We start from the raw sequence: 25545 nt of genomic DNA, 5'->3' as shown, positions 1-25545 counted from the left end.
ACCGTGCGGCGGGTGGCCGGTTTCCGCATGCCGCCCGTCGCACGGACCGGTGCCCCGCCGCTCACTCGGCCTCGGCGATCACCTGGTCGGCCATCCGGCCGGCCACCGCGTTGCCGGCCAGGACGCCCAGGCCGATCGCGGCGAGCAGGATGACGGTGCCCAGCCACACCATGGTCTCCACCGGCACGGTGTAGGCACCGGCCACCTTGGCGACGCACTCGGCGAGCAGCGCACCGCCCCAGATCAGCGAGAACAGCCGCTCCCGGCGGGCGAAGCGGGCGTCGCCGGCGGCGAGCCGGTCCCAGGCGGCGGCGCGGGCGGCCCGGCCCTTGACGATGAAGGGCCGCAGTCCGGCGGTCATCAGCGGTCGGCCGACCAGGGCGGAGACCATGACCGAGACGCCGATCACGCCGGTGGTCGCGCCGTCCTTGGCGAGCATCAGCCGCGGGTCCCCGGCCACCGCGGAGAGCGCGATGCCGACCGTGTTGACCAGCAGCATCAGCAGCGCCAGCCCGTTGACCCGGCGCTCGCGGAGCAGCGCGGCGGCGGTGCGGACGGCCGGGACGGCGCTGCCCAGGGCGAGCGAGGCGACCAGGCCGAGGCCGAGCGCGGAGTGCGCGACGTAGTAGGTGGCGAGCGGGACGGCCACGTCGATCGCCAGCGGCCTCAGCGCGGCGGTGCGCGACTCGTTCTGCCCGGTGGTGACGTGCGCGGTGGTGGCGTGCGCGGTGGTGGCGTGCGCGGTGATGGTGGCCATGGTCCGTCTCCCCTGTCCGGTCGTTCTCCCGTTGCCCCCAAGGCTCCCGCGGCGGCCCGGTCGGTCGGCAGTGTCGCCCGTGCCGGAAAGCGCATGACGGATGTCATGGTTGGGCACCGTCCCCGGGCCCGGCTGAGTACCCGTACTCAGGCCGGCGACCGGCCCGGGGCCCGACCATGGCTGGCATGGACCTCCACTTCACGCGCGTGGGCATCACCGCGGTCGGATCCTGCCTTCCGGAGCGGGAGTTGACCTCGCAGCAGCTCCAGGACGAGGTGACGGCCGGCAGCGGGCTGCGCCTGCCGGAGCGGACCTTCGAGAAGGCGACCGGGATCCGCACCCGGCGCTTCGTCACCGACGGCGAGTACGCCTCGACCCTGGCCCTCGGCGCGGCCCGCCGGGCGCTGGCGGGCGGCGGGTACCTCCCGGCCGACATCGACCTGCTGGTGTACGCCTCCGCCACCCGGGACGTCTGCGAGCCCGCCACCGCCCACCTGGTGCAGGCGGAACTCGGCTCCCGGGCACACGCGTTGGACGTATCCAACGCCTGCAACAGCTTCCTGAACGGGATCGACACGGCACGCGCCATGATCCTGGCCGGCCGGGCCCGCCGGGCGCTGGTGGTGACGGGGGAGACCCCGAGCCGGGCGATGCGGCGCGACCCGGGCGGCCTCGCCGAGTTCCGGGACGGCTTCGCCGGGTACACCTTCGGCGACGCGGGCGCGGCGGTGGTGGTGGAGCCGGTGGCGCGCGGCGGCATCCTCGACGTGGAGACCGAGACCGCGTCCGAGCACTGGTCGGTCGGCGGCATCCCGGGCGGCGGTTCGCGTCACCCGCGCGGCGACGAGTGGAGCTATTTCCGGGGCGGCGGGAAGGAGTTGCGCGGCGTGTTCGAGAAGATCGGCGGCGACATCCTGACCCGGACCGCCGCCCGGACCGGCTTCGGCTGGGACGCGTACGCGAAGGTGCTGGTCCACCAGGTGACGCTGCCGTACCTGGAGCGCTTCGTGGAGCTGACGGGGGTGCCCGAGGAGAAGCTGGAGGTCACCGTGGCCGAACTCGGCAACCTGGCGAGCGCCACCATCGGCGTCCAGCTCGACCGGGTCCAGCCCGGCCTGGCGCCCGGCGACCGGGTGCTGATGGTGGGCCTCGGCGGCGGGGTCAGCCTGATGACGATGGTCTGGGAGAAGTCATGACCGAGCTGTGGGTGGTGGTCCCCGCCTACCAGGAGGCCGCCCGGATCACCGGCACCCTGGAGGCCCTCGCCGCGCAGCGGGACCGGGAGTTCACCCTGCTGGTGGTCGACAACGGCTCCACCGACGCGACCGCCGAGCTGGTCCGGTCGTTCGCCGCCCGGGCGCCGTTCCCGGTCGAGCTGCTCACCGAACCGGAGAAGGGCGTCGGTTCGGCGGTGGACACCGGCTTCCGGTACGCCATCGCGCACGGGGCCGCCCTGCTCGCCCGCACCGACGCCGACTGCCTGCCGCAGCCCGGCTGGTCCGCCGCCGCCCGGGCCGGGCTGGTCGCCTCCCGCGGCCTGGTCTGCGGCCACATCACCGCCCGCCCCGACGAGCACGGCCCGCTCGGCCGGTCGGTCTTCCGCACCCTCGTCGTGCTCGGCGCGTTCTTCGGCCGGATCCGGCCCGCGCACCACCGCCGGCACGGCTACCTCACCCCGTACCGGATGCACGCCGGCAACAACATGGCGATCACCGCCGAGCTGTACCAGGCGGTCGGCGGCATGCCGCGGCGTCCCTCGCCGACCGACCGGATGTTCATCAACGCGGTCCGCCGGCACACCACCGCGATCGTCCACCGCCGCGACATGGTGGTGCAGAACTCCACCCGCCGGATCCGCGCCTACGGCGTGCTCGGCACCGCCCGCTGGTACCTGGAACGCGGCGCCGGCGCGCGCGGCGTCGACGTCCGCTGAGGAGAGCGCCGTGCTCGACCGCCTCGACCACACCCTGCGCACCGGCGGCAGCCGGCCCGCCCTGCTCGGCGCCACCCGCGGCGGCCGCCCGCGGGTACTGGCCCGCTGCGACGAACTCGCCTCCGCGGCCGACGGGCTGGCCGCCGCCCTGCACCACCGGTACGGGCTGCGGGCCGGCGACACCCTCGGCGTCGCCGTCCGTCCCGGGCCGCGCGCGCTCACCGTCCTGCTCGCCGCCCACCGGCTCGGCCTGCGCGCCGCGGTCCTGGACCCCGCCGCCGGGCCGGACGTGCTGCGCGCCCGGCTCGCCCTCGCACCGCCCGCCCTGGTCCTCGCCGACGCCGCCGCCCAAGCGGTCGCCGGCTGGGCCCGCCCGCTCGCCCGCCGCGCCGACCTCGCCCTGCCCCCGCTGCGCACCCTCGGTCCGGTCGCCACCCTCGGCCCCCGCCGCCCCGGCTGCGCGCCCGCGCTCGCCACCGCCGCCGCCCCGCCGCCGGCGCCGTACGACGGGGACGGCGACGCCGTGATCGTCTTCACCTCCGGCACCACCACCGCGCCGCGCGCCGTGGTCCACACCCGCGGCGGCCTGGCCGCGGGCATGCGCGGCGTCACCGCACTGGTCGACCCGCGGCCGGGCTCCGCCGTCCTCGGCGGCACCTTCTTCGTCCTCGCCCCCGCCCTCGCCGCGGGCGCCACCGTCGCCCTCCCGGCCCGCTCGGCCCGCACCCTGCAGCGCCAGATCGACGCCCTGCGGCCGGACGAGACCTACCTGACGCCGCCCCAGCTGCGTTCCCTCGACCGGTTCACCGGCCGGGTCTGGACCGGCTCCGCCCCCGCCTCCGCGGCGCTGCTGGCCCGGGTCCGCCGGTCCGGCGCCCGCCAGGCCTGGGGCGTGTACGCGCTCACCGAGCTCTTCCCCGCGGCCGCCGTCGAGGCCGCCGACAAGGCCGCGTTCACCGAGGACGGCGACCTGCTCGGCCACCCGCTGCCGGGGGTCAGCACCCGGCTCGGCGACTGCGGCGAACTGCTGCTCGCCGGCCCCGCGGCCCGCGACCGCTACCTCGGCGAACCGTCCGACCCCTGGATCCGCACCGGCGACCGGGCCCGGATCGACCCCGGCGGCCGGATCGTGCTGGCGGGCCGGCTCAAGGACATGGTGCTGCGCCGCGCCGAGAACATCTACCCCGGCCTGTACGAGCCCGCCCTGCACCTGCCCGAGGTCGAACTAGCCGTCCTGGTCGGCGTCCCCGACCCCGACCGGGAGGGCGACGAACGCCTGGTCGCCCTCGTCCAGGCCCGTCCCGGCGCCGATCCCCGCCGCCTGCGGGCCGCCCTCCAGCAGCCCCTCGCCCGGATGGGCAGCGCCCGCCCCGACGCCCTGCTGCTCGCCGACGTCCCGCTCGCCGGCCGCTCCCGCAAGCCCGACCGCGCCGCCGCCGCCCGCTACTGCGCGCAACAGCTGGGCACCCGATGACCACTCCCGCGCCTCTCCCCCCTCGCGGCTGCCCCGCCCACGCCCACTCCACCGACCGCGTGCCTGCCGACGTCGACTCCGCGCCAACCGCGGCCGACCGGGCACCAGGGCGCTCCGCCTCCGCGCAGCGGCCGTCCGCCGCCCCCGGGTGCCCGGAGCCCGCCCACCCCGTCGACCGCGCCCTTCCCACCGACCGCACCCTCCCCGAAGCCGGCTCCCCCGTGCCCGCCGCAGCCTCCCGTCGCTCCGCCGCCCGGCGGGCGGACCGGGGCGTGTACCTGGCCTCGCACCCGGTGCTGTTCGCGCTGCTCGCGGCCACCCGGCGCCGCCCGGTGCTCCGGCTGGGCCGGACCGTCCTGGTGCACGACCCCGACGCGTACCGCCACGTCCTCACCCGCGTCCCGCTGGACCGCACCGCGGAGCACACCACCGGCGGCGCCGCCGCCCGCCTCACCGACGGCGGCGGCCTGCTCTTCGACCAGGACGGCACCGAGCACCGGGCCGCCCGCCGCGACCTCACCGCCCGGCTCGGCGCCCGGGCCGTCGCCGAGCTGCGGCCCGCCTGGCAGCGGCTGCTCTCCGACCGGCTGGGCGAGCTGCGCGGGCCGACCGACCTGGTGCCGGTCGTCCGCGAGCTGGCCGGTGCCACCGCCGCCGCACTGACCGGCAGTCCGGCCCCGCCGCAGGTGCTGGCCGACGCCGCGCTGGACGCCGCTGCAGCCGCCGCCCGCGACCACCTCCCCACCCTCCGCCCCCGTAACGGAACCGCCGAGCGGGCCGCCGCCCGGCTGAACGCGCTGCTGCCGGACCCGCGCGACGCCATGCTCGCCGTGGCCGCCGTCAACACCACCGTCGCCGCGCTCCCGCGCGCCGCCGCCTGGTGCGCCCGGGCCCGGCTCTGGGACCGGACCGGTCCCGAACTCGCCTCCGAGCTGCTCCGGTTGACCGCGCCGTCGCCGATCCTGCCGCGGGTCGCCGCCGCCGACGCCACCGTCGCCGGCACCCGCATCCGTCGCGGTGACCGGCTGGTCCTGGTCGCCCGGCACGCCGCGCAGTCCCACCGCGACTCCCCCGCCGATCCGGCGGCGGCCGCCCAGGCGGTCTTCGGCGCCGGCCCGCACGCCTGCCCCGGGGCGGCCCTGGCCCGCGTCCAACTCACCGACTTCCTGGTGGCCCTGGCCCCGCACCGGCCCGTTCTGCTCCGGTCCGTCCCGGCCCGCCGCACGGCGCTCCCCGGCTACGCCGAGGTGGTCGTCACCGGCGAGCGGTACCACGGCAGGACTCCATGAGCCACCGTCACCACGAGCGAGAGGCAGCAGGCGTGCGCATCGCCATCACCGGGGCGTCCGGTTTCTGCGGCGCCCGGGTCGCCCTCGCGGCGGCCGACCGCGGCGCGGACGTCCGCTGTCTGGGCCGCCGGCCGGGCCCGGTGGGCACGCACGTCCGCTGGGACGCGACCGCCGAACTCCCCGACCTCGGCGACGCCGACGTGGTCGTGCACTGCGCGGCGGCGGTCGGCGACCACCTCCCGGGATCGCCGGCCGAGGCCGAGCAGTTCGCCGTCAACGTGGACGGCACCGCCCGGCTGCTCGAAGCCGCCGCCGGCCGCCCGGTGGTCTGGGTGAGCAGCGCGAGCGTCTACGACCCGCGCCGGGACCGCTCGTCGGTGACCGAGGAGCACCCCACGTCCGGTGGGCACCTGAACGCCTACGGCCGCAGCAAGGCCGCCGGTGAGCGCCTCGCGCTCGCCGCGGGCGCCGTGGTGCTGCGTCCGCGCGCGGTGTACGGGCCGGGCGATCCGCACCTGCTCCCCCGGCTGCTGGCCCGGGTCCGCCCGGGCGGGGTCCTCGCGCTTCCGGGTCCGGATGTCGGGTTGAGCCTGACCTCGGTCCACAACCTGGCGGCCGCCTGCCTGGACGCCGCCGGCTGGCCCGCCGGCGCGTACAACATCGCCGACGCCGTCCCCTACCGGCGGGACGCGGCGCTGCGCCGGGTGCTCGCCGCGCACGGGGTCCGGGCCCGGATCCTGCACCTCCCGCTGCCCCTCACCGGGCTGGCCCGGCTGGCCCGTTCGCGCACGTCGACCCCGTACGCGATCGACCAGCTGGCCCGCAGCGTGGTGCTGGACACCGCCAAGGCGCGTGCCCTGGGCTGGCGTCCGGTCCACGACCTCGACGGCTTCTGCCGCGACAGCGCGGAGCGCCCGCACACCGGGGGTGTGCGGGCGCTCGGTGAGCGGGAGTCGGGCTAGCTCTTGGCTGCCTTCTTCACCAGGATCACCACGGCGGCGGCGATGCCGACCAGCAGCAGGACGTTGATCAGGAAGCCGACCAGGCCTGCGACGACGCCGATCACGAACCACATCAGCTTCCAGGCGACCACCAGCGCGATGATCGGGACGACGATGTTGCGCACCCACGAGGGCAGCGACTTCCAGAGCTCAGCCATGTCCGTTCCTTCTCTCCCCTCGGGCTCGGCGTCGGTCTGTTCCGCCGCGGTCCCGCTGTCTTCCGGTACTTCGACCGTACAGGGACGGCAGAGGGGAAACGAGGGCTCACGGCCCCGAGAGAACCCGGAGATCACCCCGAGACCCGGTCTGGGGGGCATCCCCCATCCGGCGGGTCGGGCCGGTCAGACCGGCCAGCGCTCGCCGCGCCAGGCGGCGTCCCAGAACATCCACTCGTAGCGCGAGGTGGTGGCGAAGTGCTCGACCGCGCGCCGCCGTTCGGCCGGGGAGATCTCCTCGCCGAGCCGGTCGGTGAGCTCCAGCACCCGGCGGACCACCGACTGGAAGGCCTCGTCGCCGTAGGTCGCGATCCACTTGGCGTAGAGCGGCTCGGGGGAGGACTTGGCCAGCAGTTCCTCGCCGACCCGGGCGTAGATCCAGTAGCAGGGGAGGACCGCGGCGACGGCCTCGGCGAACGAGCCGCCGTACACGGTGGCCAGCAGGTAGCTGGTGTAGGCGCGGGTGGTGGGCAGCACCGGCTCCTCGGCGGCCTGTTCGGCGCTGCCGCCGAAGGCGGTCATGAACTCGGCGTGCATGCCCTGTTCGGCGGCGATCGCGCCGACGGCGTCGTCGGCGAAGGCCCGCACCTCGGCCTCGCCGGGTGCCTTGGCGGCGCAGACGGCGAGCGCGCGGGCGTAGTCGCGCAGGTAGTGCGAGTCCTGGACGACGAAGTGGCGGAAGGCGTCCTGCGGCAGCGTGCCGTCGGTCAGGCCGCGCAGGAAGGGGTGGTCGAGGATCTCCGCGTAGATCGGCTCGATCGCCGCCCACAGCTCGTCGGTCAACTTCACGGGAAAACGCTCCTCACAGGCTGGTTCACGGTTCCGGCGGCGAGAACACGACCAGGACCCGCAGTTCCTCGGTGATGTGGTGGAACCGGTGCGGCACCCCGGCGGGGACGTAGGCCACGGTGCCGCGGGCGACGGTGGTGGTCTCGTTCCCGACGGTCAGCTCGGCCCGGCCGCTGATCACCTGGTAGATCTCGTCCTGGTCGTGGGGCGTCTGCGGGTCGGTGTCCCCGGGGGAGAGCGCGAACAGCCCGGCGGACATGTTCCGCTCCTTCAGGAAGCGCAGGTACGCGCCCCGGCCGCCCGCCCGTTCCACGTCCAGCTCGTCCAGCCGGAACACCTTCATCGGCGCCGCTCCTCTCCGGGTCCGGCCCCATTGAACAACATCGCCGCCGAGAGCTTCCCAGCGGCCGCTCGGCCTGCGACGATCCGCTGCATGAAGAGTTTCGTGGTCAAAACGCTCATCAACGCGCTGGCGATCTGGGTGGCGGCCTGGATCGTCACGGGCATCACGCTTTCCGGGGACGACTGGCAGCAGAAGACGGTCACGGTGATCGCGGTGGCCCTGATCTTCGGGCTGGTGAACTTCCTGATCAAGCCGTTCGTGAAGCTGTTCTCCCTGCCGCTGTTCGTCCTCACCCTGGGGCTGATCACCTTCGTGATCAACGCGCTGATGCTCTGGCTGACCTCCTGGGCCTCGGACAAGCTCGACCTGGACTTCCACGTGGACGGTTTCTGGGCCGCGCTGCTCGGCGCGCTGATCATCAGCGTGGTGTCCTGGGGCCTCAACCTGGCCCTCGGGGACGACTGAGCCCGGCGCCGCGGAGCACGAGGGCCCGCCGCCGGATCGACTCCGGCGGCGGGCCCTCGTGCTCCGTGCCCCTCAGCCCGCGTTCTCGCAGCCCGGTGCGGAGAGGATGCTCGCCAGCTGCGCGTCGAGCTCGCCGCCGCTGAGCTCCTGGCCCATCGGCACGATCCGGTCGGTCCGCGCCAGGAAGGCGATCAGCGGCGCGGCCGCGGCCCGCAGCATGGCGTCGCCCTCGGTGGAGTGCAGCACGATGCACACCTCGCCGAGGTCGTCGCCCAGCGGGTGGATGTGCACGTCTCCCTCCCCGGTGGGCCGGCTGATCCCGTCCACCAGGAGCTCCCGGGCGAAGACCCAGGTGACCGGGGCGTCGCCGGGGAGGTGGAAGGTGAGGGCGACCGCGAACGGGTCGTCCGCGTCGTACTCCAGGTCGACCACGATGCGGAAGGAGAGCTCGGTCGACGCCACGAGGTGCATGACCATGTGGGCTTGGACTGTGCTGTGCATGCGCCAGTACCTCTCGTGTTCACTGCGGTGGAACGGCTTGTGGGGACGGTTTGTGAAGTTTGTGTCCCTGAGTCCCCGTTCGATCCTCATCGTCCACGTTTGGCAACGATCCGGACAAGATGAGGTTTTTCAAATGGTGAACGAACACGGGCGGATGTCAGCGAACGAATGACGGGGACATCGCGCCGACCAGCGAGCGCAGCCGTCCGGCCGCGGGCACCAGCCGCTCGGACTGCTCCAGCGGCAGCGAGATCGCCATGGTGGCGACCGCCGAGCCGATCGTGATGGGCACCGCGGCGCACACCGTGCCGAGCGCGTACTCCTGGCGCTCCAGCACCGGCATGGTCGGCCGGGCCGAGGCCAGCCGACGCATCACCACGGCCGGTTCCGCCACGGTGGAGGGGGTGAGGGCGTCCGGGCGGTACCGGGCCAGGTGGTCGCGCCGCTCCTCCTCGCCGAGCTGGGCGAGGAGGCAGAGTCCGATCGCGTGCGCGTGCGCGGTGGCCCGGAAGTCGGCCCACTCCTCGACGGCGGGGCGGCCGCCGTCGGCGACCACGTCGACCACCCGGATCTCGCCGTCCTCGTAGACGGCGTAGTACACGGCGGCGTCGAGCTCGTCGCCCAGCTCCTCCATCCGGCTGCGGAGGTCGGCGCGCTCGGCCTGCCGGGAGTCGGCGCGGCTGATCCCGTCGACCGAGTCGCCGTAGAAGAACTTCCCGCCGATCCGGCGCAGGTAGCCCTCGTGGGTGAGGGTGCGCAGCAGGTGGTAGGTGGTGCCGAGGGGGAGGTCGGCGGCGCGGGCGAGCTGCTTGGCGGTGGCGCCCTGCAGGTGGTTGCCGACCGCCTCGAGCAGGCGCAGCGCGCGCTGCACCGAGGCGATCAGGGTGGGGGAGCGGGGCGTCCGTATGCCCCGCTCCCCCTGCCCGGCCGCCTCCGCCGTCTGGTTCACGGCCATCACTTCCCCCTAGCCACGAGGAGCGGTTTGCTCCACTTCCGCCCGGTAGCGGCTCATTGCAGCACAGGGCCACCCGGCCTGCAATTATTTCCCTGCACACAGAGGCCTTTTCACCTTCATTTCGAAGGTGCAAGGTGCGTTCGGCGCCACGCTGGTGGATTCCTGGCATCGATCAGCCTCGACATCGAAGATCCACTCGCACAGGTTCCATCGACCGACCCTGACACACCCGGGCATGCCGGATCCACCGTTCGGCGGAACCGGCCACTCCGATTCGTTCGTCTGTACGAGTTTCACCCCCTCCGCCGCGCGGGAGACTCCCGCACAACGCTCGCGCCCCGGAGGTGGCAGCATGGTCGGCCCGGTCCGCCCGGTCGTCAAACGCACGGCCAGGGCGATCCTGCTGGAGCTGGACCCGGACAACCCGCACGCGCCCGCCACCATCGTGCTGATCAAGCGCGTCCGGCCGGGCTCCCCGCACCCGTACTGGATCACCCCCGGCGGCGGCGTCGAGCCCACCGACCGGAGCGTGGTCGACGCCCTGCACCGCGAGGTGGACGAGGAGCTCGGCGGCAAGGTCGAGGACGTGGTCCCCGCCTTCGTCGACACCGTCGCCCACTCCCACCACGAGGACGGCACCCTGGCGCACCCGCACGGGGTCAAGGTGCAGCACTTCTTCGTCTGCCGGCTCACCGGGATGGACCCGGCCCGCCGGCACGGGCCCGAGGTCGACGAGCCGCACGGCGAGTACGAGATCGTCCGGCTGCCCTTCACCCGGGAGGGCGTCACCTCGGTGAACGTGGTCCCGCCGAGCCTGCGCCGCTACCTCGCGGCCAACATCGAGGGCGTCCGCGCGCTGCTCGCCCCCGACCTGGGCTGACCGGCCGGGGCCGTCAGGCCAGGTCGTCCACCAGGTCGTGGTGGATGTCCCGGCTGCGCAGTCCGGAGCGCTTGAGCGCCGCCGTGCCGCGCCGCACCATGGCCGGCGGCCCGCTCAGGTACGCCCGGAAGCCGTGCCACGGCGCGTACCGGGCCACCACCTCGGGCAGCTCCCCGGCCAGCGCACCGCCCGGCACCGCCTGCTGCTCGGAGACCACCGGCCGCACGGTGAGCCAGGGGTGCAGCTCGGCCAGGCCGCGCAGCCGCTCCAGCTCGTACAGCTCGGAGCTCTGCCGGGCGCCGTAAAAGACCTCCACGGAGCGGCCGGCGGCCCCGTGCTCGGCGACCTCCTCGATCAGCGCGCTGATCGGCGCGATGCCGGTGCCGCCGCCCACGCAGAGCAGATTCGCGTGCGCCGCGTGGTCGACCACCATGCCGCCGGCCGCCGGACCCAGCCGCAGCACGTCGCCCGGGCCGGCCCGGTGGACCAGGGCGTTGCTCACCCAGCCCGCCTGCACCGCCTTGACGTGGAAGGTGAGCAGGCCGTCCGGGCGGGGGGCGGTGGAGAAGGAGAAGTGCCGCCACACCCGCGGCCACCAGGGGGTCTCCACGGTGGCGTACTGGCCGGCCCGGTAAGGGTAGGCCTGGTCGGGGCGCAGGGTGAGCACCGCGATGTCCCGGGTGCGCCGCTCGTGCGCCACCACCTCGGCCTGCCACCAGGGCGGGGAGGTCCGGGCGGCCTGCTCGGCGGCCCCGATCATGATCGAGGAGACCAGGCCGTAGACCCGGCGCCAGGCCAGCTCGGTCCGGGTGTCCCAGCGGCTGCCGCAGTAGCGGGCCAGCGCGGCGATCAGGCACTCGCCGACCGGGGCGTAGTGCCCGCTCAGGGTGCCGTACTTGCGGTGCCCGCTGCCCAGCCGGGTCAGGTAGGCGGTCAGCCCGGCGGGGTCGTCGGCGCTGGCGGCGGCCATCAGCAGGGCGTGGAACAGCCGGTCGCGCTGGACGTCCATGGCCGCCGGGAAGAGCGCCCGGACCTCCGGGTGGTTGACGAAGATCAGCGCGTAGAAGTGGGCGGTGGCCCGGTCCGCGACCGGCTCGACCACGGCCAGCGTGGCACGGATCAGCTCGATGTCCTCGGCGGTGGGCGGCTGCAGCGCGCCCGGCTGCCCCGGTGCGGCGGCCGGGGCGGCGGGCGCCTCGGCGAGCGTCTCCAGCGCCCAGGCCCGGCTCCAGCTGTCACCCGGGCCGGCCCAGTTGAGGCCCGGCGCGTCGGTGAACAGCGGCTGGTAGCCGGTCGGGTGGACGTCCTGCGGCAGGCTCGGCGCGGGAATCAGTGGCGGCTCGCTGGGCTTCGCCGGAATGGCCGGCAGCGCGGCCGCCGCCGTACCGCCGTCCTCCTCGGCCGGCCGGTCCACGGCCGCCTCCGGCTCGGGCTCCGGCTCCGCCTCGGCGGGCTCCGCGGCCGGTGTCGCCGGTGCGGCCGGTGCCGGCGCCGCCGGAGCGACGGGCAGCAGCCCCGGTACGTCGGATGCCGCCATCGAACCGTGTCCGGCCCGGACGACCTTCAGCGGCCTGCTTTTCAGCGCGATCTGACGAGTGCCCAAGAGAATCGTTTCGCTTCCGGTCGACCAATCTGCTGACGCCTTCAGCACATTGGCACCACGCGTGAAGCTCATCCGACAAATCCCGCGAATCCCGGACACCCGCGCCCGGCGCACGCTAGGCTCGCTCGACCTGTGGCCACCTTGCGCAGTGGAACCACCACGCAAGGTGACCGGTCGCCGCCCCTCAGAGCCTGCGCAGCAGCGTCCCGGGCTGCTCGACGCAGTCCGCGACGAAGCGCAGGAAGCCGCCCGCCGTGCCGCCGTCGCACACCCGGTGGTCGAAGGTGAAGGACAGCTGGGTGACCTGGCGGACCGCCAGCCCGCCCTCGTGCACCCACGGCTTGGGGGTGATCCGGCCGACGCCGAGCATCGCCGCCTCGGGGTGGTTGAGGATCGGCGTGGAGCCGTCCACCCCGAAGACCCCGTAGTTGTTGAGCGTGAAGGTGCCGCCGGTGAGCTCGGCCGGGGTGAGCGCGCCCACCCGGGCGGCCTCGGTCAGCCGGGCCAGTTCGACGGACAGCTCCTCGGTGCGCAGCAGGTGGGCGTCGCGCACCACCGGCACCACCAGGCCGCGCTCGCTCTGCGCGGCGAAGCCCAGGTGGACGGCGGAGTGCCGGCGGATGCCCTCGGCGACCACGCTGGTGTTGAGGTCGGGGAAGCGCTCCAGCGCGGCGGTGCAGATCCGGGCCAGCAGGGCGAGCACGCTGACCTTGGGGCCGGGCGCCTCGTTGAGCTGCCGGCGCAGGGCCATCAGCTCGGTGGCGTCGGCGTCCACCCAGCAGGTGGCGGCCGGGATCTCCTGGTGGCTGCGGGTGAGCTTCTCGGCGATCGTCCGGCGCAGCCCGCGCAGCGGGACGACCTCGTCGGCGGTGGCCGCTGTTTCACGTGAAACAGCGGGCGCCGGGGCCGGGGCGGACAGCGCCCGCTCCACGTCGCGCCGCATGACCAGCCCGTCCGGGCCGCTGCCGGCCACGGTGGCGAGGTCGATCCCGTGCTCGCGCGCCATCCGGCGCACCAGCGGCGAGATCACCGCCACCACCGCCGGAGCCGCTGTCACGGTCACGGTCGCGCTCGCGGTCGCGGTCGCGGCGGGAGCCACGGGCGCCGGAGCCGGGGCCGGAGCCTGCGCGGCGGGTGCCGCGGCGGCGTTCGCCACCACCCGGCGGCGCCGGGCGCCCTTGCCGCCCTCGGCGACGCCGTAGCCGACCAGCGGCCGTTCCACCTCGGCCACCGGCGCGCCGTCCGCCGGGGCGACCGCGACGGTCACCAGCGGGGCGCCGACCGGAACCTCCTGGCCGACCTCGCCGAACCGGGCGGTGACCACCCCGCCGTACGGGCAGGGCACCTCGACCACGGCCTTGGCCGTCTCCACCTCCACCACCGGCTGGTCCACGGCGATGACCTCGCCGACCTCCACCATCCAGCGGACCACCTCGGCCCCGGTGAGCCCCTCACCGAGGTCGGGCAGCGTGAATTCCCGTACGACCGGCATGGCCATCAGTCCTCCCACTGGAGCCGGGCCACGGCGTCCAGGATCCGGTCCACCCCGGGGAGGTGGTGGTGCTCCAGCATCGGCGGCGGGTAGGGGATGTCGAATCCGGTCACCCGCAGCACCGGGGCGGACAGGTGGTGGAAGCACTTCTCGGTGAGCCGGGCGGCGATCTCCGCACCGGCCCCGCCGAAGCCGCTCGCCTCGTGCACCACGACGGCCCGCCCGATCGAGCGGACCACCTCGCAGGCGGTCGCCTCGTCGAACGGCACCAGGGAGCGCAGGTCGAGCACGGCGAGGTCCCAGCCCTCCGCCCTGGCCGCCTCGGCGGCCTCCAGGCAGACCGGCAGCGAGGGGCCGTAGGTGATCAGCACCGCGGAGTGCCCGGTACGGCGCAGCACGGCCTTGCCGATCGGCTCGACCGGCGCGGTCGGGTCCCACTCCGTCTTGCCCCAGTAGAGCCGCTTGGGCTCCAGGAAGACCACCGGGTCGTCGGAGGCGATCGAGGCGCGCAGCAGCCCGTAGGCGTCGGCGACGGTGGCGGGGGTGACCACGTGCAGGCCGGGGGTGTGGGCGTAGTACGCCTCGGAGGCGTCGCTGTGGTGCTCGACGCCGCCGATGCCGCCGCCGTAGGGGACCCGGACGGTGATCGGCAGCGGCAGCTTGCCGCCGGTGCGGTTGCGCATCTTGGCGACGTGCGAGAAGAGCTGCTCCAGCGCCGGGTAGGCGAAGGCGTCGAACTGCATCTCGACCACGGGGCGCAGCCCGTACATGGCCATGCCGACGGCGGTGCCGAGGATGCCGGCCTCGGCGAGCGGGGTGTCCAGGCAGCGCTCGGGACCGAACTCGGCGGTCAGTCCGTCGGTGATCCGGAAGACTCCGCCGAGGGTGCCGACGTCCTCGCCCATCACGTGGACGGTCGGGTCGGCCCGCATGGCGTCGCGCAGGGCGCCGTTGAGCGCCTGCGCCATGGTGGAGGTCCTGGTGGCTGTGCCGTTCAGGGCGGGAGCCGTGGTCATCAGTGGTGCACCTCGGCCTCGGCGGCCAGTTCGGCAGCGAGCTGCGCGGCCTGCTCGCGCAGCTGCTGGGTGGGCTCGGCGTAGACGTGGGCGAACAGCGACATCGGGTCGAGCTCGGGGTCGGCGTGGAACTCGGCGCGCATCCGGGCGGCCAGGGCCTCGGCCTCGTCGGCGGCGTCCTGGACGAGCTGCTCGTCCAGCAGGCCGAGCTCGCGCAGGGCACGCTCCATGAGCAGGATCGGGTCGTGCTCGCGCCAGGCGGCGACCTCCTCGTCCTGCCGGTAGCGGGTGGCGTCGTCGGCGTTGGTGTGCGCCTCGACGCGGTAGGTCAGCGCCTCGACCAGGGTCGGGCCGCCGCCCTGCCGGGCCCGCTCGACGGCCTCGCCGAGCACCGCGTGCACCGCGGCGGCGTCGTTGCCGTCCACCAGGCGGCCGGGCATGCCGTACCCGACGGCCTTGTGGGCCAGGGTCGGTGCGGCGGACTGCTGGGTGAGCGGGACGGAGATGGCGTAGCCGTTGTTCTGCACCAGGAAGACCACCGGGGCGTGCAGCACGGCGGCGAAGTTCAGCGCCTCGTGGAAGTCGCCCTCGCTGGTGCCGCCGTCGCCGAGCATGGTCAGCGCGACCACCGGGTCGCCCGCCAGGCGGGCGGCGTGCGCCAGGCCGACGGCGTGCGGGGCCTGGGTGGCGAGCGGGGTGGAGAGCGGCGCGGTGCGGCTGGCCCTCGGGTCGTAGCCGGTGTGGGCGTTGCCGCGCAGCAGGGTCAGGGCCTCCAGCGGGTCGACGCCCCGGGAGACCACGGCGAGGGTGTCGCGGTAGCTGGGGAACAGCCAGTCCTGGTCGCCGAGGGCGAGTGCGGCGGCGACCTGGCAGGCCTCCTGGCCGGTGGAGGCCGGGTAGACGGCGAGCCGGCCCTGCTTGGTCAGCGTGGTGGCCTGCTGGTTGTAGCGGCGGCCGACGACCAGGCGGCGGTAGAGCTCGCGCAGCAGCGCGGGGTCGGCCTTCTCCGCGGCGGGTGTGCCGAGGACGCGGACCGGCGCGGTGTCCGGCAGCAGGGGCGCGGGGTCGGTGCGGGGGGCGGTGGCGCCCGGGAGCCAGCCGGGTACGGCGGCGGTGTGTCTGTGGTCGAGAACGGTCATCTCGGGCACCTCCGGGGGTGGTGGGGGCTCCCTACCGATTGTTCGGTCGTCTGTTCATCTTGACCAGAAGCGTGACAAGGTGGTGGACAGTCGGCCCGAATGGCTGTCTTCTGGAGTCAGCACGTCCAATCGGCGAGGGTGGGGGGCCATGTCGGCTGAACAGATGTCCAGACTCGACCGTGTCGACCGGTCGATCCTGCGGCTGCTGCAGCAGGACGGTCGCGCTTCCATCCGCTCGGTGGCCGAGCGGGTGCACGTCTCCCGGGCCAACGCGTACGCCCGGATCTCCAGGATGGTCGAGGACGGCATCATCCGCGGCTTCACCGCCCGGGTGGACCACGAGCGGGCCGGCCAGGGCGCGACCGCCTACATCACCCTGAAGATCGTCCAGAACTCCTGGCGGACGGTCCGCGAGCAGCTGCTCCAGCTCCCCGGTGTCGCCCACATCGCGCTGGTCGGCGGCGACTTCGACGTCCTGCTGCTGGTGCACACCGCCGACAACCGCTCCCTGCGCGAGCTGGTGCTCAACCGCATCCAGTCCGTCCCGCAGATCCTGTCCACCCAGACCATGCTGGTGTTCGAGGAGACCGATCAGGTGCCCCCGGACCTCTGAGAACGCCGCTGCCCCGGGCGGCGGGCCGTCCGGGGCAGCGGTGTGGTGCGGGCCGTCCGGGGCAGCGGGGTGGTGCAGGCCGTGCGGGTCAGACGCCGGCCACCGCCAGGGCGGCGACCCGGTCCACCGGTCCCGCGGCGAAGGCGTCCTCGGTGTCCATCCAGCGCGACCAGCGGCCGACGGCGTAGTCGCCGTTGGCGTTGAGGATCCGGCCGTCGGCCACGCCGAAGACCCGCAGGCTGGAGCCGGTCCAGGTGGCGGCGATCGCGCTCATCGGGGTGGTCTGGCCGGTCGCGCCCGCCACGTCGCCCCATCCGCTCCACACGCCGGCCGCGTAGTCGGCGCTGGCCTGCCGGACCCGGCCGTCGGCCAGCACCAGCAGGTGCTGCTTGCTGCCGACCGAGACGGTGGCCAGCCCGGTGACGGTGCCCGGCAGGGCGCCCACCGCGCCGGTGATGTCGCCCCAAGCCCACCGGCCCCGGTCGTAGTCGGCGTCGGCGACGTGGACCCGCCCGTCGGTGCCCACGCCGTCCACGTGCAGCACGTTGCCGTTGGCCGCCGCGGCGATCCGGGTGAGGCCCCCGGTCGGGAGGCCGATCGCGCTCGACACGTCGCCCCACGGGTACCAGCGGCCGGCGCCGTAGTCGGCGGTTGCCTCCAGCAGGCGCCCGCCGGCGACGACGACCACGTGCATCCGGTTGCCGATGGCGGCGACCGCCACCTCGGTGGCGGGGGCCGGCAGCGTGCCGGGGCCGGACGTGTCCAGGTTGTACCAGGGGGTCCACTCGCCGCTGTCGAGGTCCCGGTCGGCGGTGTAGACCCGCCCGCCGGCGACGGTCACGGCGTGCAGCCGGTTGCCCAGGTAGAGCTCGGCGAACCGCTGGTTCGGGTCGGACGTGCCGCCGGGGGCCGGGATCGGGTGGTAGAACTCCCAGACGCCCCGGGTGAAGTTGGCGCCGGCGTTGACCGGGCCGGACGCGGTCCGGGCCAGCAGTTGGACGCGCTCGCCGGTGGAGAGCGCGTCGGTCGGCGCAGGCACCAGCCGGACGTCCTCGGCCGCGACGTACGCCAGCCGGTGGTTGTACTGGATCGGGTAGTACGTCCGGCCGCCGGTCACCAGGGTGCGGTCGTGGGCGGCGCTGCCGTCGACGGTCGGGGCGTAGTAGAAGTCGCCGGCCACCGGGGTGGTGGTGCCCGGCACGTAGGACTGCCCGGCCGGCAGGGTGGCGTTCAGCGGCGTGATGTTGGGGTCGGGCACCGGCACGTCGGCCGCCGTGTAGGCCTCGGGTTCGGGGTAGGAGCGCCCGTACACCGGGACGGACGCGGCACCCGCCCGGGCCGTCAGCAGGAACTGGCCCTTGCGGTTGTCCGCGGCGGCGATCGAGCCGTCGTTCCAGAACCACGCCTTCTGGCCGTTGAACCAGATGGCCGTCCACTGGCCCTGGATGTCGGCGACCGCGTAGCTGCTGCCGGCCACCGCCTTGTCCGTCCAGTCGGAGGCGTTCTGGGTGCCGTTGCCGATCAGCGGGCCGCCGGGGGAGGCGTACAGGTAGACGAAGTTGACCGGCTGGGAGGCGGCCCCGTTGACCACCGGGCGGTAGGCGTTCGAGAACGGCGGGTTGATCACGACCCGCCCGCCGACCACGTAGTTCCGGTCCGCGCCGACGTGGGCGCCGACCAGGTCCATGTAGTGGTTCCAGTCCCAGAACGTGCCGGGGTCCCAGTGCATGCCGGCGACGGCGCTCTGGGTCGGGCCGGGGACCTCGTCGTGGCCGATGATGTGCCGGCGGTCCAGCGGGACGCCGAAGCGGTCCGCCAGGTAGCGGGTCAGCGTCGCCGACGACTGGTACAGCTGCTCCGAGTACCAGCTGGCGCCGCTCAGCGCGAAGCCCTCGTGCTCGATGCCGACGCTGTGCATGTTGAGCGTCTTGTTGCCGGCGTGCCAGGCGATGTTCTTGTCGGCCACCATCTGGGTCACGTGACCGTCGCTGGAGCGGATCAGGTAGTGCGCGCTGGCCTCGCTGGACGCCTTCTGGAAGGTGGCCAGCGCACCGGCGTAGCCGCCCTCGGTGTCGTGGACGACGATGTGGTCGATGTCCGCGCCGGTCCGCGCGGCGATCGAGTAGTTGCCGAAGTCGCCGGTGGTGGCGCCGTACTGGGCGTACGCGGCCGGGTTGAAGTCGCAGTCGAGGGTGGCCGGGCACTCGAGCGGGTCGGCGGCGGCCGCCGCGGGGAGCGCGGTGCGGACCGCGGCCCGGGAGGCCGGCTGGCGCTCCACCCCGCGGTCCACCGCCGGGCTGTGCGCGGCGGCGGCCGGGTCGGCCGCCAGGACGACCGGCTGGCCCTCGGAGGTGGTCCGGGCCGCGCCGACCTTGAGGGTGCCGTAGACCCGGTCGGCGAACTCCCGGCCCTCGGCCCGGCCGTCGCCGGCACCGCCGTTGCTGAACGCCACCACGGCGCCGAACCACGCCGCCGGGTCGGCGGCCGGCGGCTTCTTCCCCCGGCGCTGCTGCTCGGCCAGCAGCGCCGCGCCGCCGCGGATCGACTGCAGGGTGTCCTCGCGCAGCTCGGCCGCCGGGCGGCCGATCAGCTTGGCGGCCGCGTCCAGGGTGTGCAGCGCGGGGCTGTCCACCGGGGCCTCGGGGACGGGCACGGCGTGCTTGCGGGCCTTGGGGTCGCCGTCCCCGCGCAGGTCGACCTCGGGCTGGGCGGCGGCCTGGGCCGCGGCGACCGCGGCCAGGTCGACCTGGGTCAGCCCCATCACGTTGTAGTTGCCGGTGGTGCTCGGCCGGCCCTGGTGGGACTCCCAGCGGGTCTGCTGGTAGGCGACGGCCAGCAGCAGGCTCTCCGGGACCTTGAACTCCTTGGCCGCGGCGGCGAACTGGGCCTGCAGGCCGGTGGGGGCCCCGGGCTGGGCCAGCGCCGGGCCGGAGCCCGCGCCGGCCACCAGGGCCAGCGCCGCGGCCGAGGCCGCGGCCGTCCGCAGCGGCAGTCGGGTGAACGGTTTACGGGTGGGCTGGGGCAACGGGTCGTCCGATCTTCCCTGTGCGACCGACAACGGATCGAGGGGAAGGTATCAGGGCGCCAGGACGCCCGGTCCCCGGGTCCGCCCCCGGCGTCAGCGCGCCCGCAGGCCGTCGAAGGCCAGGTGCACCACGGCGTCGGCCACCCCGTCCGGGGCCTTGCTGCCCGGGCGGTACCACTCGACGATCGAGTTGATCATGCCGAAGAGCAGCCGGGTGGCCAGCCGGGGCTCCACGTCGGCGCGCAGCTGGCCCTCGGTGACCGCGTCGCGCACCAGCTCGGCGACCCGGTGGTCGAAGTCCCGGCGCCGCTCCAGCGCCCACTGCTCGGTGGTGGTGTTCCCGCGCACCCGCAGCAGCAGGGTGACGTACGGCAGCTCCGCGAGCAGCACCTCGGTGGTGCGCCGCACCACGTGCTCCAGCCGGTCCACCGGCTCGCCGGTCGTCGCTTCCGCCTCGTCGAGGATCGCGAACAGCGCGTCCAGGGCCCGGCCGACCGCGAGCCGCAGCAGTTCCTCCTTGCCGCGCACGTGGTGGTAGATGGAGGACTTGGAGATCCCCGCGGCCTTCGACAGGTCCTCCATCGAGGTGCCGTCGTACCCGCGCTCGTTGAAGACCTCGACCGTGACGGCGAGCAGGGACTCGACGGTGTAGGCGGTGCGCGTGGTGTTCTCGGCCATGGTCATGAGTATCCCCGTCGGCGATCACCCGCGGCAGACCGGGTCAGCGCTGGGCGGTGGGGTCCGTCCCGGTGTCCTCGGCGACGAAGTAGGCGGGCCGCCGCTGGACCGCGGTGTAGATCCGCGCGACGTACTCGCCCAGCAGCCCGACGCAGACCAGCTGCACCGCGCCGATGAACAGCACGCCGACGAAGAGCGAGGTCCAGCCGGGGACGGTCATCCCGGCCAGGTAGACGCTCAGGCTGAAGACCACCAGCAGCAGGCAGGTCAGGAACGAGAGCACGCCCAGCCAGGTCGCCACCCGCAGCGGGGCGGCCGAGAAGCCGGTGACGCTGTCCAGGGCGAGCCGCACCATCTTGCCGACCGGGTACTTGGTCCGCCCGGCGACCCGCTCCTCCCGGACGTAGCGCACCTCACCGCTGGGGAAGCCCAGCCACGGCACCAGCAGCCGGTAGACCCGGTGCTGCTCGGGCAGCTCCCGCAGCGCCTCCACCGCCTCCCGGCTGAGCAGCCGGAAGTCGCCGGCCTGCGCGGGCACCTGACGGCCGACCAGGCGACGGATCAGCCAGTAGTAGGCGCCGGCGGTGCGCCGCTTGAAGCCGCTGTCGGTGGAACGGTCCTCGCGGACGCCGTACACGATGTCCAGCCGCTCGGCGCGGGCCAGCGCCAGCATCTCGGCGACCTTCTCCGGCGGGTCCTGCAGGTCGGCGTCGATGCTGGCCACGTACGCGCCGACGGCCAGCTCCAGCCCGGCGGTCAGCGCCGCCTGGTGCCCGCAGTTGCGCCGCAGCCGGACCATCCGCAGCTCGGGCCAGCCGGCCCGCAGGTCGTGCAGCAGCTCCGGGGTCTTGTCGGTGGAGCCGTCGTCGACCGCGACCACCTCGTACGGTTCGCCGATCCCGTCGAGCGCCGGACGCAGCCGGGCGACCAGCGCCGCCAGCGCGTCCTGCTCGTTGAACATCGGGACGACCACGGAGAGCGTGATCCCGGTGCGTGCCGCTGAACTCATCAGGTGCCCCCGCGGGTCGTCGTACGGTGCTCGGATCCTACCGATCCGACGCTCCGGCAGGTACAGACCAGTGACCCGTGCCGTAGGCTCACCCGGACACGCCGAGCAGGAGGGGACCAGATGTCCACCGGCGCACTCCCCGAGACGGTCGACCACGCGGAGCCCCCGGAGCGCCCCGCACCCGAGACCTTCCGGCAGTGGGCCCGCCGCAGCGGGCGCGAGTACGGGCCGTCCCTCGCCGTGTACGGGGCCGTCAAGCTGATCGGCTTCACCGCCTTCATGGCGCTGCTCGGCTGGTCCGGCGAGTACCTCACCAAGAACCCGCGGTTCGGCGGCGGCACCCACACCTGGGACGTGCTCGGCGGCTGGGACGGCTGGTGGTACCAGCGGGTCGCCGTCGAGGGCTACCACCCGGCGCTGGTCCCCCTCACCAGCGGCCCGTGGGCGTACGAGCAGAACTCGGTCGCCTTCTTCCCGCTCTACCCCGGCCTGATGCGGCTGGTCTCCACCGTCACCGGGCTCGGCCCGTACGGCGCGGGCATGCTGGTCTCCGTCCTCGCCTCGTTCGCCGCGGCGGCCGGCATCTACGCGGTGACCGCCAAGCTGACCGGCCGCCGGGCCGGCGTGATCGCCGCCGGCGTCTGGGGCCTGTTCCCCGGCTCCGGCGCCGAATGGGCGGTCTACTCGGACTCCCTCTTCGTCGCCCTCGCCGCCTGGACCTGCTGGTTCGTCATGTGCGGCAGCTGGCTCCCGGCCGGTGTCACCGCCTTCGTCGCGGGCCTCAACCGCCCAACCTCCGCCGCCCTGATCGCCGCCCTCGGCGTGGCCGCCCTGATCGCCCTGTATCGCCGCCGCGACGGCGTCGTCGGCCCGGTCGCCGCCGTGCTGATCGCCCCGATCGGCCTGGCCGGCTACATCGCCTGGGCCAGCTGGCGGATGGGCAGCTGGACCTCCTACTTCGAGCTCCAGCGCGGTGGCTGGCTGCACTTCTTCGACTGGGGCGCCCACACCGGCAAGGTGCTGCGCGGCGTCCTGCTCGGCCACCACGACTACGTCTTCGGCTACCCCACCGAGGACCTGATCGGCGTGCTGCTGGTCTTCTCGCTGCCGGTGCTGATCTTCCTGCTGGTCCGGCTGCGCCCGCCGGTCTTCCTGCTCGTCTACACCCTGGTCACCGTCGTCCTGGTGCTCGGCAGCCAGCAGATCTTCGGCAACACCTCCCGCTACCTGCTCCCCTGCTTCCCCCTCTTCGTCCCGATCGCCGTCGCCCTCAAGCGCCTCTCCCTCCCCTCCCTCGCCGTCGTCCTCGGCCTCACCGCCGCAGCCTCCGGCTGGTACGCCGGCTACGTCCTCTTCGAGCTCGGCATCCCGTAACGGGCACCGGTGTCCCTCGTCCCGGACGGGCCGAACGGCCGCGACCGGAACTGTCGCAGCCGCTCCTCGTCCCCCGTCGGGGTGCTCAGTTCGGCGCGATCGGCATCGCGTCGAAGCCTTGAGCATGTCGTCACTGGGGTCGAGGTGGCGCTGGGGTCCGTGGCCCTGCTTGCGCAGGCCGTTGACGCGGGTGCCGATCCGCTTGTGGTACTGCTCGCGCAGGCCGTGCTCGCCGAGCACCTGTTCGCCGACCTTGACTTCGACCCCGGCCTCGCGGGCCCGGTGGTCCCGCTTGAGCTGCTTGCGGATCGACTCCTCGGCATCGTCGATGTTCTTCCGGGTGATCTATCGCTCCCGGGTGCGGGACCCGAGGTTCCGGGCGCGTTCGTCGACCCGGTCCGCGTGCTCGTGCGCCTTCCTGGCCGCCTCGTCGAGCCCGTTCGGGTCCGCCTGGAATCCACCGCTCATGCCGCTCTTCCGAGTGCCGCCTCGACGCCTTCGAAGACCAGGCCGGAGACGGCCCGGGAGATCTCTTCCTGGAAGGGTTCGATCGCCAGCGAGACCAGCCGGCCGATGATCTCCTGCTCGATCTGGTCGAGGATGGCGTTCACCACCCGCTTCCCGGCCTCGATGATGAGGACGTTGGCGGCCTCGGCGAGGCCGAGGGTGGCGACCGCGGCGGCCTGTTCGGCGGCGAACTCGGCGACCATGGCGACCAGCTCGGCGATCACCGCGCCCTTGGCGGCGACGATGCCGACGGCGGCGACCTCCAGGCCGGCGGCCAGCACTTCGCAGCAGTCCAGGAGCACCGTCATGTGCTCCGTGGAGGCACGCCCCCAGCGTTCGACCAGGGCCTCGTAGGAGGCGCCCTGGTAAGCCCCGCCGAGGCCCTGCACCATGCCGTGTGTGCCGTCCTGCGCGTCCTGCAGTCCGGCAGCGAACTCCCTTACGTGGGAGGCCCATTCGCGCAGTTCGTCCTCGTCCACGTCGGGCCAGTTGAGCCCGATGAGGTTCATCACCCAGACCAGTTCGTCCGGAAGTTCGATCGACAAATCCAGACCTCCCCCGAGATCCCCGCCACTCCCCGTCGCCCGTACGGACGCGGGCTGAGGTCAGATCGTTGCAGAGCCGCGCGGACGATCACCGGGCGGGGTCTTCGCCCCGACCGATCGTTCGGTTACGCTGAGGAGCGGAACCGTCCGCCGCCCCTATGAGGAGCGCACCATGGCTGCTGCGACCCCCACCCCGTCGGTCGCCGTACTGATCGACCGCCATCAGGAGACCCTCGATCGCGCGCTGGCCGCGATCGACAGCCGCGACTACTGGTCGCCGTACCCGGAGATCGCGAAGGCGTACGGCGAGACCGGCCCCGCGGACGGCAAGGCGGCGTTCGAGGCGCTGCTGGGCCAGGTCTTCCCGATCGAGGGCCAGCCGGGCGACGGCGACCTGGTCGCCGGGGAGGCGTCGCCGTTCGGCATCGAGCTGGGGGTGAGCTACCCGCACGCGGAGACGGACGCGCTGTTCGCCGCGCTGGAGGCGGCCCGCCCGGCGTGGGCGGCGGCCGGGCCGGCGGCCCGCGCGGCGGTCTGCCTGGAGATCCTGGGCCGGATCAACGCCCGCTCGCACGAGTTCGCGCACGCGGTGATGCACACCACCGGCCAGGCGTACGGCATGGCGTTCCAGGCGGGCGGCCCGCACGCGCAGGACCGCGGCCTGGAGGCGGTGGCGTACGCGTTCCGCGAGCAGACCAGGCTGCCGCAGAGCGCGGGCTGGACGAAGCCGCAGGGCAAGCGCGACCCGCTGTCCATGGTGAAGGAGTTCACCGTGGTGCCGCGCGGCACGGCGCTGCTGATCGGCTGCAACACCTTCCCGACCTGGAACGGCTACCCGGGCCTGTTCGCCTCGCTGGCGACCGGCAACGGCGTGCTGGTGAAGCCGCACCCGCGGGCGGTGCTCCCGCTGGCGCTGACGGTGCGGATCGCCCGTGAGGTGCTGGCCGAGGCGGGCTTCGACCCGAACCTGGTCTGCCTGGCGGCCGAGCACGAGGGCGGCACGGTCGCGGCGACCCTCGCGGTCCGCCCGGAGGTGAAGCTGATCGACTACACCGGTTCGACCGGGTTCGGCGACTGGCTGGAGGACAACGCCCGCCAGGCCCAGGTGTACACCGAGAAGGCCGGTGTGAACACGGTGGTGATCGACTCCACCGACAACTACCGCGGCATGCTGAACAACCTGGCGTTCGCGCTGAGCCTGTACAGCGGCCAGATGTGCACCACCCCGCAGAACCTGCTGGTCCCGCGCACCGGCATCCGGACCGACGAGGGCTCCAAGTCGTACGACGAGGTGGTCGCCGACCTGGCCGGCGCGATCTCGGGGCTGCTGGGCGACGACGCCCGGGCGGCGCAGATCCTGGGCGCCGTGGTCAACCCGGGTGTGCTGCAGCGCAGCGTGGCCGCGGCGGGCGGCGAGTTCGGCGAGCTGGCGCTGGCGCCGCGGGTGGTGGAGTCGCCGGAGTTCCCGGCGGCGACGATCCGCACGCCCGCGCTGGTGAAGGTGGACGCGGACAAGCCGGACGACCGGACGGCGTTCCTCGGCGAGTGCTTCGGCCCGGTGGCGTTCGCGGTGGCGGTGGAGTCCACCGAGGCCGCCGTGGAGCTGCTGCGCCGGACGGTGAGCGAGCAGGGTGCGATGACGGCGGGCGGCTACACCGTGGACGACGCGGTGGAGGCGGCGATGGTCGCGGCCTGCCTGGACGCGGGCGTGTCGCTGTCGCTGAACCTGACCGGCGGGGTGTTCGTCAACCAGACGGCCGCCTTCTCCGACCTGCACGGCACCGGCGCCAACCCGGCGGCCAACTCGGCCTACTGCGACGGCGCGTTCGTCGCGAACCGCTTCCGCACGGTGGAGATCCGCCGCCACGTCTGACGCGGACGCCCGTAGGACCGGTGGCCCGCTCCCGGAGGGGGCGGGGAGCGGGCCACCGGAGTCCGTGCG

At 74.1% G+C, this 25545-nt stretch carries 25 protein-coding genes; 10 read left to right on the top strand and 15 right to left on the bottom strand.

What is annotated here, in order from left to right; genetic code table 11:
• Positions 1-61: 61 nt before the first annotated feature.
• On the bottom strand, positions 62-757 hold the full coding sequence (locus ABEB06_RS20065) for a VC0807 family protein (protein ID WP_345698242.1): 696 nt from the start codon (positions 755-757) through the stop codon (positions 62-64).
• 185 nt (positions 758-942) lie between these two features.
• Here ABEB06_RS20065 and ABEB06_RS20060 point away from each other — a divergent pair, with 185 nt between their 5' ends.
• From ABEB06_RS20060 to ABEB06_RS20040, 5 genes are read left to right on the top strand one after another with little or no spacing between them, the layout of a single operon-like run.
• Complete coding sequence (locus ABEB06_RS20060) at positions 943-1953, top strand: 3-oxoacyl-ACP synthase III family protein (protein ID WP_345698241.1); 1011 nt, start codon at positions 943-945, stop codon at positions 1951-1953.
• Entirely contained in the window at positions 1950-2690 is a 741-nt protein-coding gene (locus tag ABEB06_RS20055; RefSeq protein WP_345698240.1) for a glycosyltransferase family A protein, read from the top strand. The genes ABEB06_RS20060 and ABEB06_RS20055 overlap by 4 nt, the downstream gene beginning before the upstream one ends.
• 10 nt (positions 2691-2700) lie before the next feature.
• Positions 2701-4164, top strand: coding sequence for an AMP-binding protein (locus ABEB06_RS20050; protein ID WP_345698239.1), 1464 nt, complete (start codon positions 2701-2703; stop codon positions 4162-4164).
• 59 nt (positions 4165-4223) lie between these two features.
• A complete protein-coding gene (locus ABEB06_RS20045; RefSeq protein ID WP_345698238.1) occupies positions 4224-5453 on the top strand; it encodes a cytochrome P450 in 1230 nt (409 codons plus the stop codon).
• Between the two features lie 32 nt (positions 5454-5485).
• Positions 5486-6415, top strand: a complete 930-nt coding sequence (locus tag ABEB06_RS20040) for an NAD-dependent epimerase/dehydratase family protein (protein ID WP_345698237.1) — start codon at positions 5486-5488, stop codon at positions 6413-6415.
• Here the strand turns inward: ABEB06_RS20040 and ABEB06_RS20035 are convergent.
• The 3 genes from ABEB06_RS20035 to ABEB06_RS20025 form a co-directional block, all read right to left on the bottom strand.
• Positions 6412-6612: a DUF5326 family protein gene (locus tag ABEB06_RS20035; protein ID WP_345698236.1), complete on the bottom strand. Its 201-nt coding sequence runs from the start codon at positions 6610-6612 to the stop codon at positions 6412-6414. The two genes, ABEB06_RS20040 and ABEB06_RS20035, sit on opposite strands and share 4 nt — an antisense overlap.
• A gap of 183 nt (positions 6613-6795) precedes the next feature.
• The gene (tenA, locus tag ABEB06_RS20030) at positions 6796-7458 is read right to left on the bottom strand and encodes a thiaminase II (protein WP_345698235.1); all 663 of its coding nucleotides are present in this window, start codon (positions 7456-7458) and stop codon (positions 6796-6798) included.
• Positions 7459-7483: 25 nt separating this feature from the next.
• Positions 7484-7801, bottom strand: a complete 318-nt coding sequence (locus tag ABEB06_RS20025) for a cupin domain-containing protein (protein ID WP_345698234.1) — start codon at positions 7799-7801, stop codon at positions 7484-7486.
• A 90-nt stretch (positions 7802-7891) separates the two neighbouring features.
• Here ABEB06_RS20025 and ABEB06_RS20020 point away from each other — a divergent pair, with 90 nt between their 5' ends.
• Complete coding sequence (locus ABEB06_RS20020) at positions 7892-8266, top strand: phage holin family protein (RefSeq protein WP_345698233.1); 375 nt, start codon at positions 7892-7894, stop codon at positions 8264-8266.
• A gap of 72 nt (positions 8267-8338) precedes the next feature.
• Here the strand turns inward: ABEB06_RS20020 and ABEB06_RS20015 are convergent, their stop codons facing one another.
• A complete protein-coding gene (locus ABEB06_RS20015) occupies positions 8339-8767 on the bottom strand; it encodes an SsgA family sporulation/cell division regulator (RefSeq protein ID WP_345698232.1) in 429 nt (142 codons plus the stop codon).
• Positions 8768-8924: 157 nt separating this feature from the next.
• Entirely contained in the window at positions 8925-9722 is a 798-nt protein-coding gene (locus ABEB06_RS20010) for an IclR family transcriptional regulator (protein WP_345698231.1), read from the bottom strand.
• 352 nt (positions 9723-10074) lie between these two features.
• On the opposite strand from ABEB06_RS20010, the gene ABEB06_RS20005 reads away from it, so the two are divergent.
• Entirely contained in the window at positions 10075-10602 is a 528-nt protein-coding gene (locus tag ABEB06_RS20005) for an NUDIX domain-containing protein (protein WP_345698230.1), read from the top strand.
• A gap of 13 nt (positions 10603-10615) precedes the next feature.
• On the opposite strand, the gene ABEB06_RS20000 is transcribed toward ABEB06_RS20005, so the two are convergent.
• The 4 genes from ABEB06_RS20000 to pdhA form a co-directional block, all read right to left on the bottom strand.
• Positions 10616-12139 carry a globin domain-containing protein gene (locus ABEB06_RS20000; RefSeq protein WP_345698229.1) on the bottom strand — a complete coding sequence of 508 codons (1524 nt, stop codon included), beginning with the start codon at positions 12137-12139 and terminating at the stop codon, positions 10616-10618.
• Between the two features lie 250 nt (positions 12140-12389).
• Positions 12390-13697 (bottom strand): dihydrolipoamide acetyltransferase family protein, encoded by a 1308-nt coding sequence (locus ABEB06_RS19995; protein WP_345701917.1) that lies wholly within the window; start codon positions 13695-13697, stop codon positions 12390-12392.
• 5 nt (positions 13698-13702) lie between these two features.
• A complete protein-coding gene (locus ABEB06_RS19990; protein WP_425559659.1) occupies positions 13703-14713 on the bottom strand; it encodes an alpha-ketoacid dehydrogenase subunit beta in 1011 nt (336 codons plus the stop codon).
• Entirely contained in the window at positions 14713-15852 is a 1140-nt protein-coding gene (gene pdhA / locus ABEB06_RS19985; RefSeq protein ID WP_345698228.1) for a pyruvate dehydrogenase (acetyl-transferring) E1 component subunit alpha, read from the bottom strand. The genes ABEB06_RS19990 and pdhA overlap by 1 nt, the downstream gene beginning before the upstream one ends.
• Before the next feature lie 163 nt (positions 15853-16015).
• Between pdhA and ABEB06_RS19980 the strand changes: the two genes are divergently transcribed.
• Entirely contained in the window at positions 16016-16465 is a 450-nt protein-coding gene (locus ABEB06_RS19980; protein WP_393071299.1) for an Lrp/AsnC family transcriptional regulator, read from the top strand.
• Positions 16466-16553: 88 nt separating this feature from the next.
• Here ABEB06_RS19980 and ABEB06_RS19975 read toward each other — a convergent pair whose 3' ends face one another.
• The 3 genes from ABEB06_RS19975 to ABEB06_RS19965 all read right to left on the bottom strand — a co-directional run bounded on the left by ABEB06_RS19975 (position 16554) and on the right by ABEB06_RS19965 (position 21177).
• Complete coding sequence (locus ABEB06_RS19975; protein WP_345698226.1) at positions 16554-19490, bottom strand: N-acetylmuramoyl-L-alanine amidase; 2937 nt, start codon at positions 19488-19490, stop codon at positions 16554-16556.
• 93 nt (positions 19491-19583) lie between these two features.
• Positions 19584-20174 carry a TetR/AcrR family transcriptional regulator gene (locus ABEB06_RS19970; RefSeq protein ID WP_345698225.1) on the bottom strand — a complete coding sequence of 197 codons (591 nt, stop codon included), beginning with the start codon at positions 20172-20174 and terminating at the stop codon, positions 19584-19586.
• Positions 20175-20211: 37 nt separating this feature from the next.
• Positions 20212-21177: a glycosyltransferase family 2 protein gene (locus tag ABEB06_RS19965; protein ID WP_345698224.1), complete on the bottom strand. Its 966-nt coding sequence runs from the start codon at positions 21175-21177 to the stop codon at positions 20212-20214.
• A gap of 120 nt (positions 21178-21297) precedes the next feature.
• Here ABEB06_RS19965 and ABEB06_RS19960 point away from each other — a divergent pair, with 120 nt between their 5' ends.
• Positions 21298-22551: a hypothetical protein gene (locus ABEB06_RS19960; RefSeq protein ID WP_345698223.1), complete on the top strand. Its 1254-nt coding sequence runs from the start codon at positions 21298-21300 to the stop codon at positions 22549-22551.
• A gap of 345 nt (positions 22552-22896) precedes the next feature.
• On the opposite strand, the gene ABEB06_RS19955 is transcribed toward ABEB06_RS19960, so the two are convergent.
• Positions 22897-23019, bottom strand: a complete 123-nt coding sequence (locus tag ABEB06_RS19955) for a hypothetical protein (RefSeq protein WP_345698222.1) — start codon at positions 23017-23019, stop codon at positions 22897-22899.
• Positions 23016-23603, bottom strand: a complete 588-nt coding sequence (locus ABEB06_RS19950; RefSeq protein ID WP_345698221.1) for a WXG100-like domain-containing protein — start codon at positions 23601-23603, stop codon at positions 23016-23018. The genes ABEB06_RS19955 and ABEB06_RS19950 overlap by 4 nt, the downstream gene beginning before the upstream one ends.
• A gap of 172 nt (positions 23604-23775) precedes the next feature.
• On the opposite strand from ABEB06_RS19950, the gene paaN reads away from it, so the two are divergent.
• Positions 23776-25476, top strand: a complete 1701-nt coding sequence (gene paaN / locus ABEB06_RS19945) for a phenylacetic acid degradation protein PaaN (protein ID WP_345698220.1) — start codon at positions 23776-23778, stop codon at positions 25474-25476.
• The last annotated feature ends 69 nt before the right edge of the window (positions 25477-25545 follow it).

Origin of the sequence: Kitasatospora terrestris (assembly GCF_039542905.1) — a bacterium.
Taxonomy (GTDB): Bacteria; Actinomycetota; Actinomycetes; order Streptomycetales; family Streptomycetaceae; genus Kitasatospora; species Kitasatospora terrestris.
Note: the sequence above shows the minus strand (reverse complement) of the source record. Positions and strands in the feature narration are given on the sequence as shown.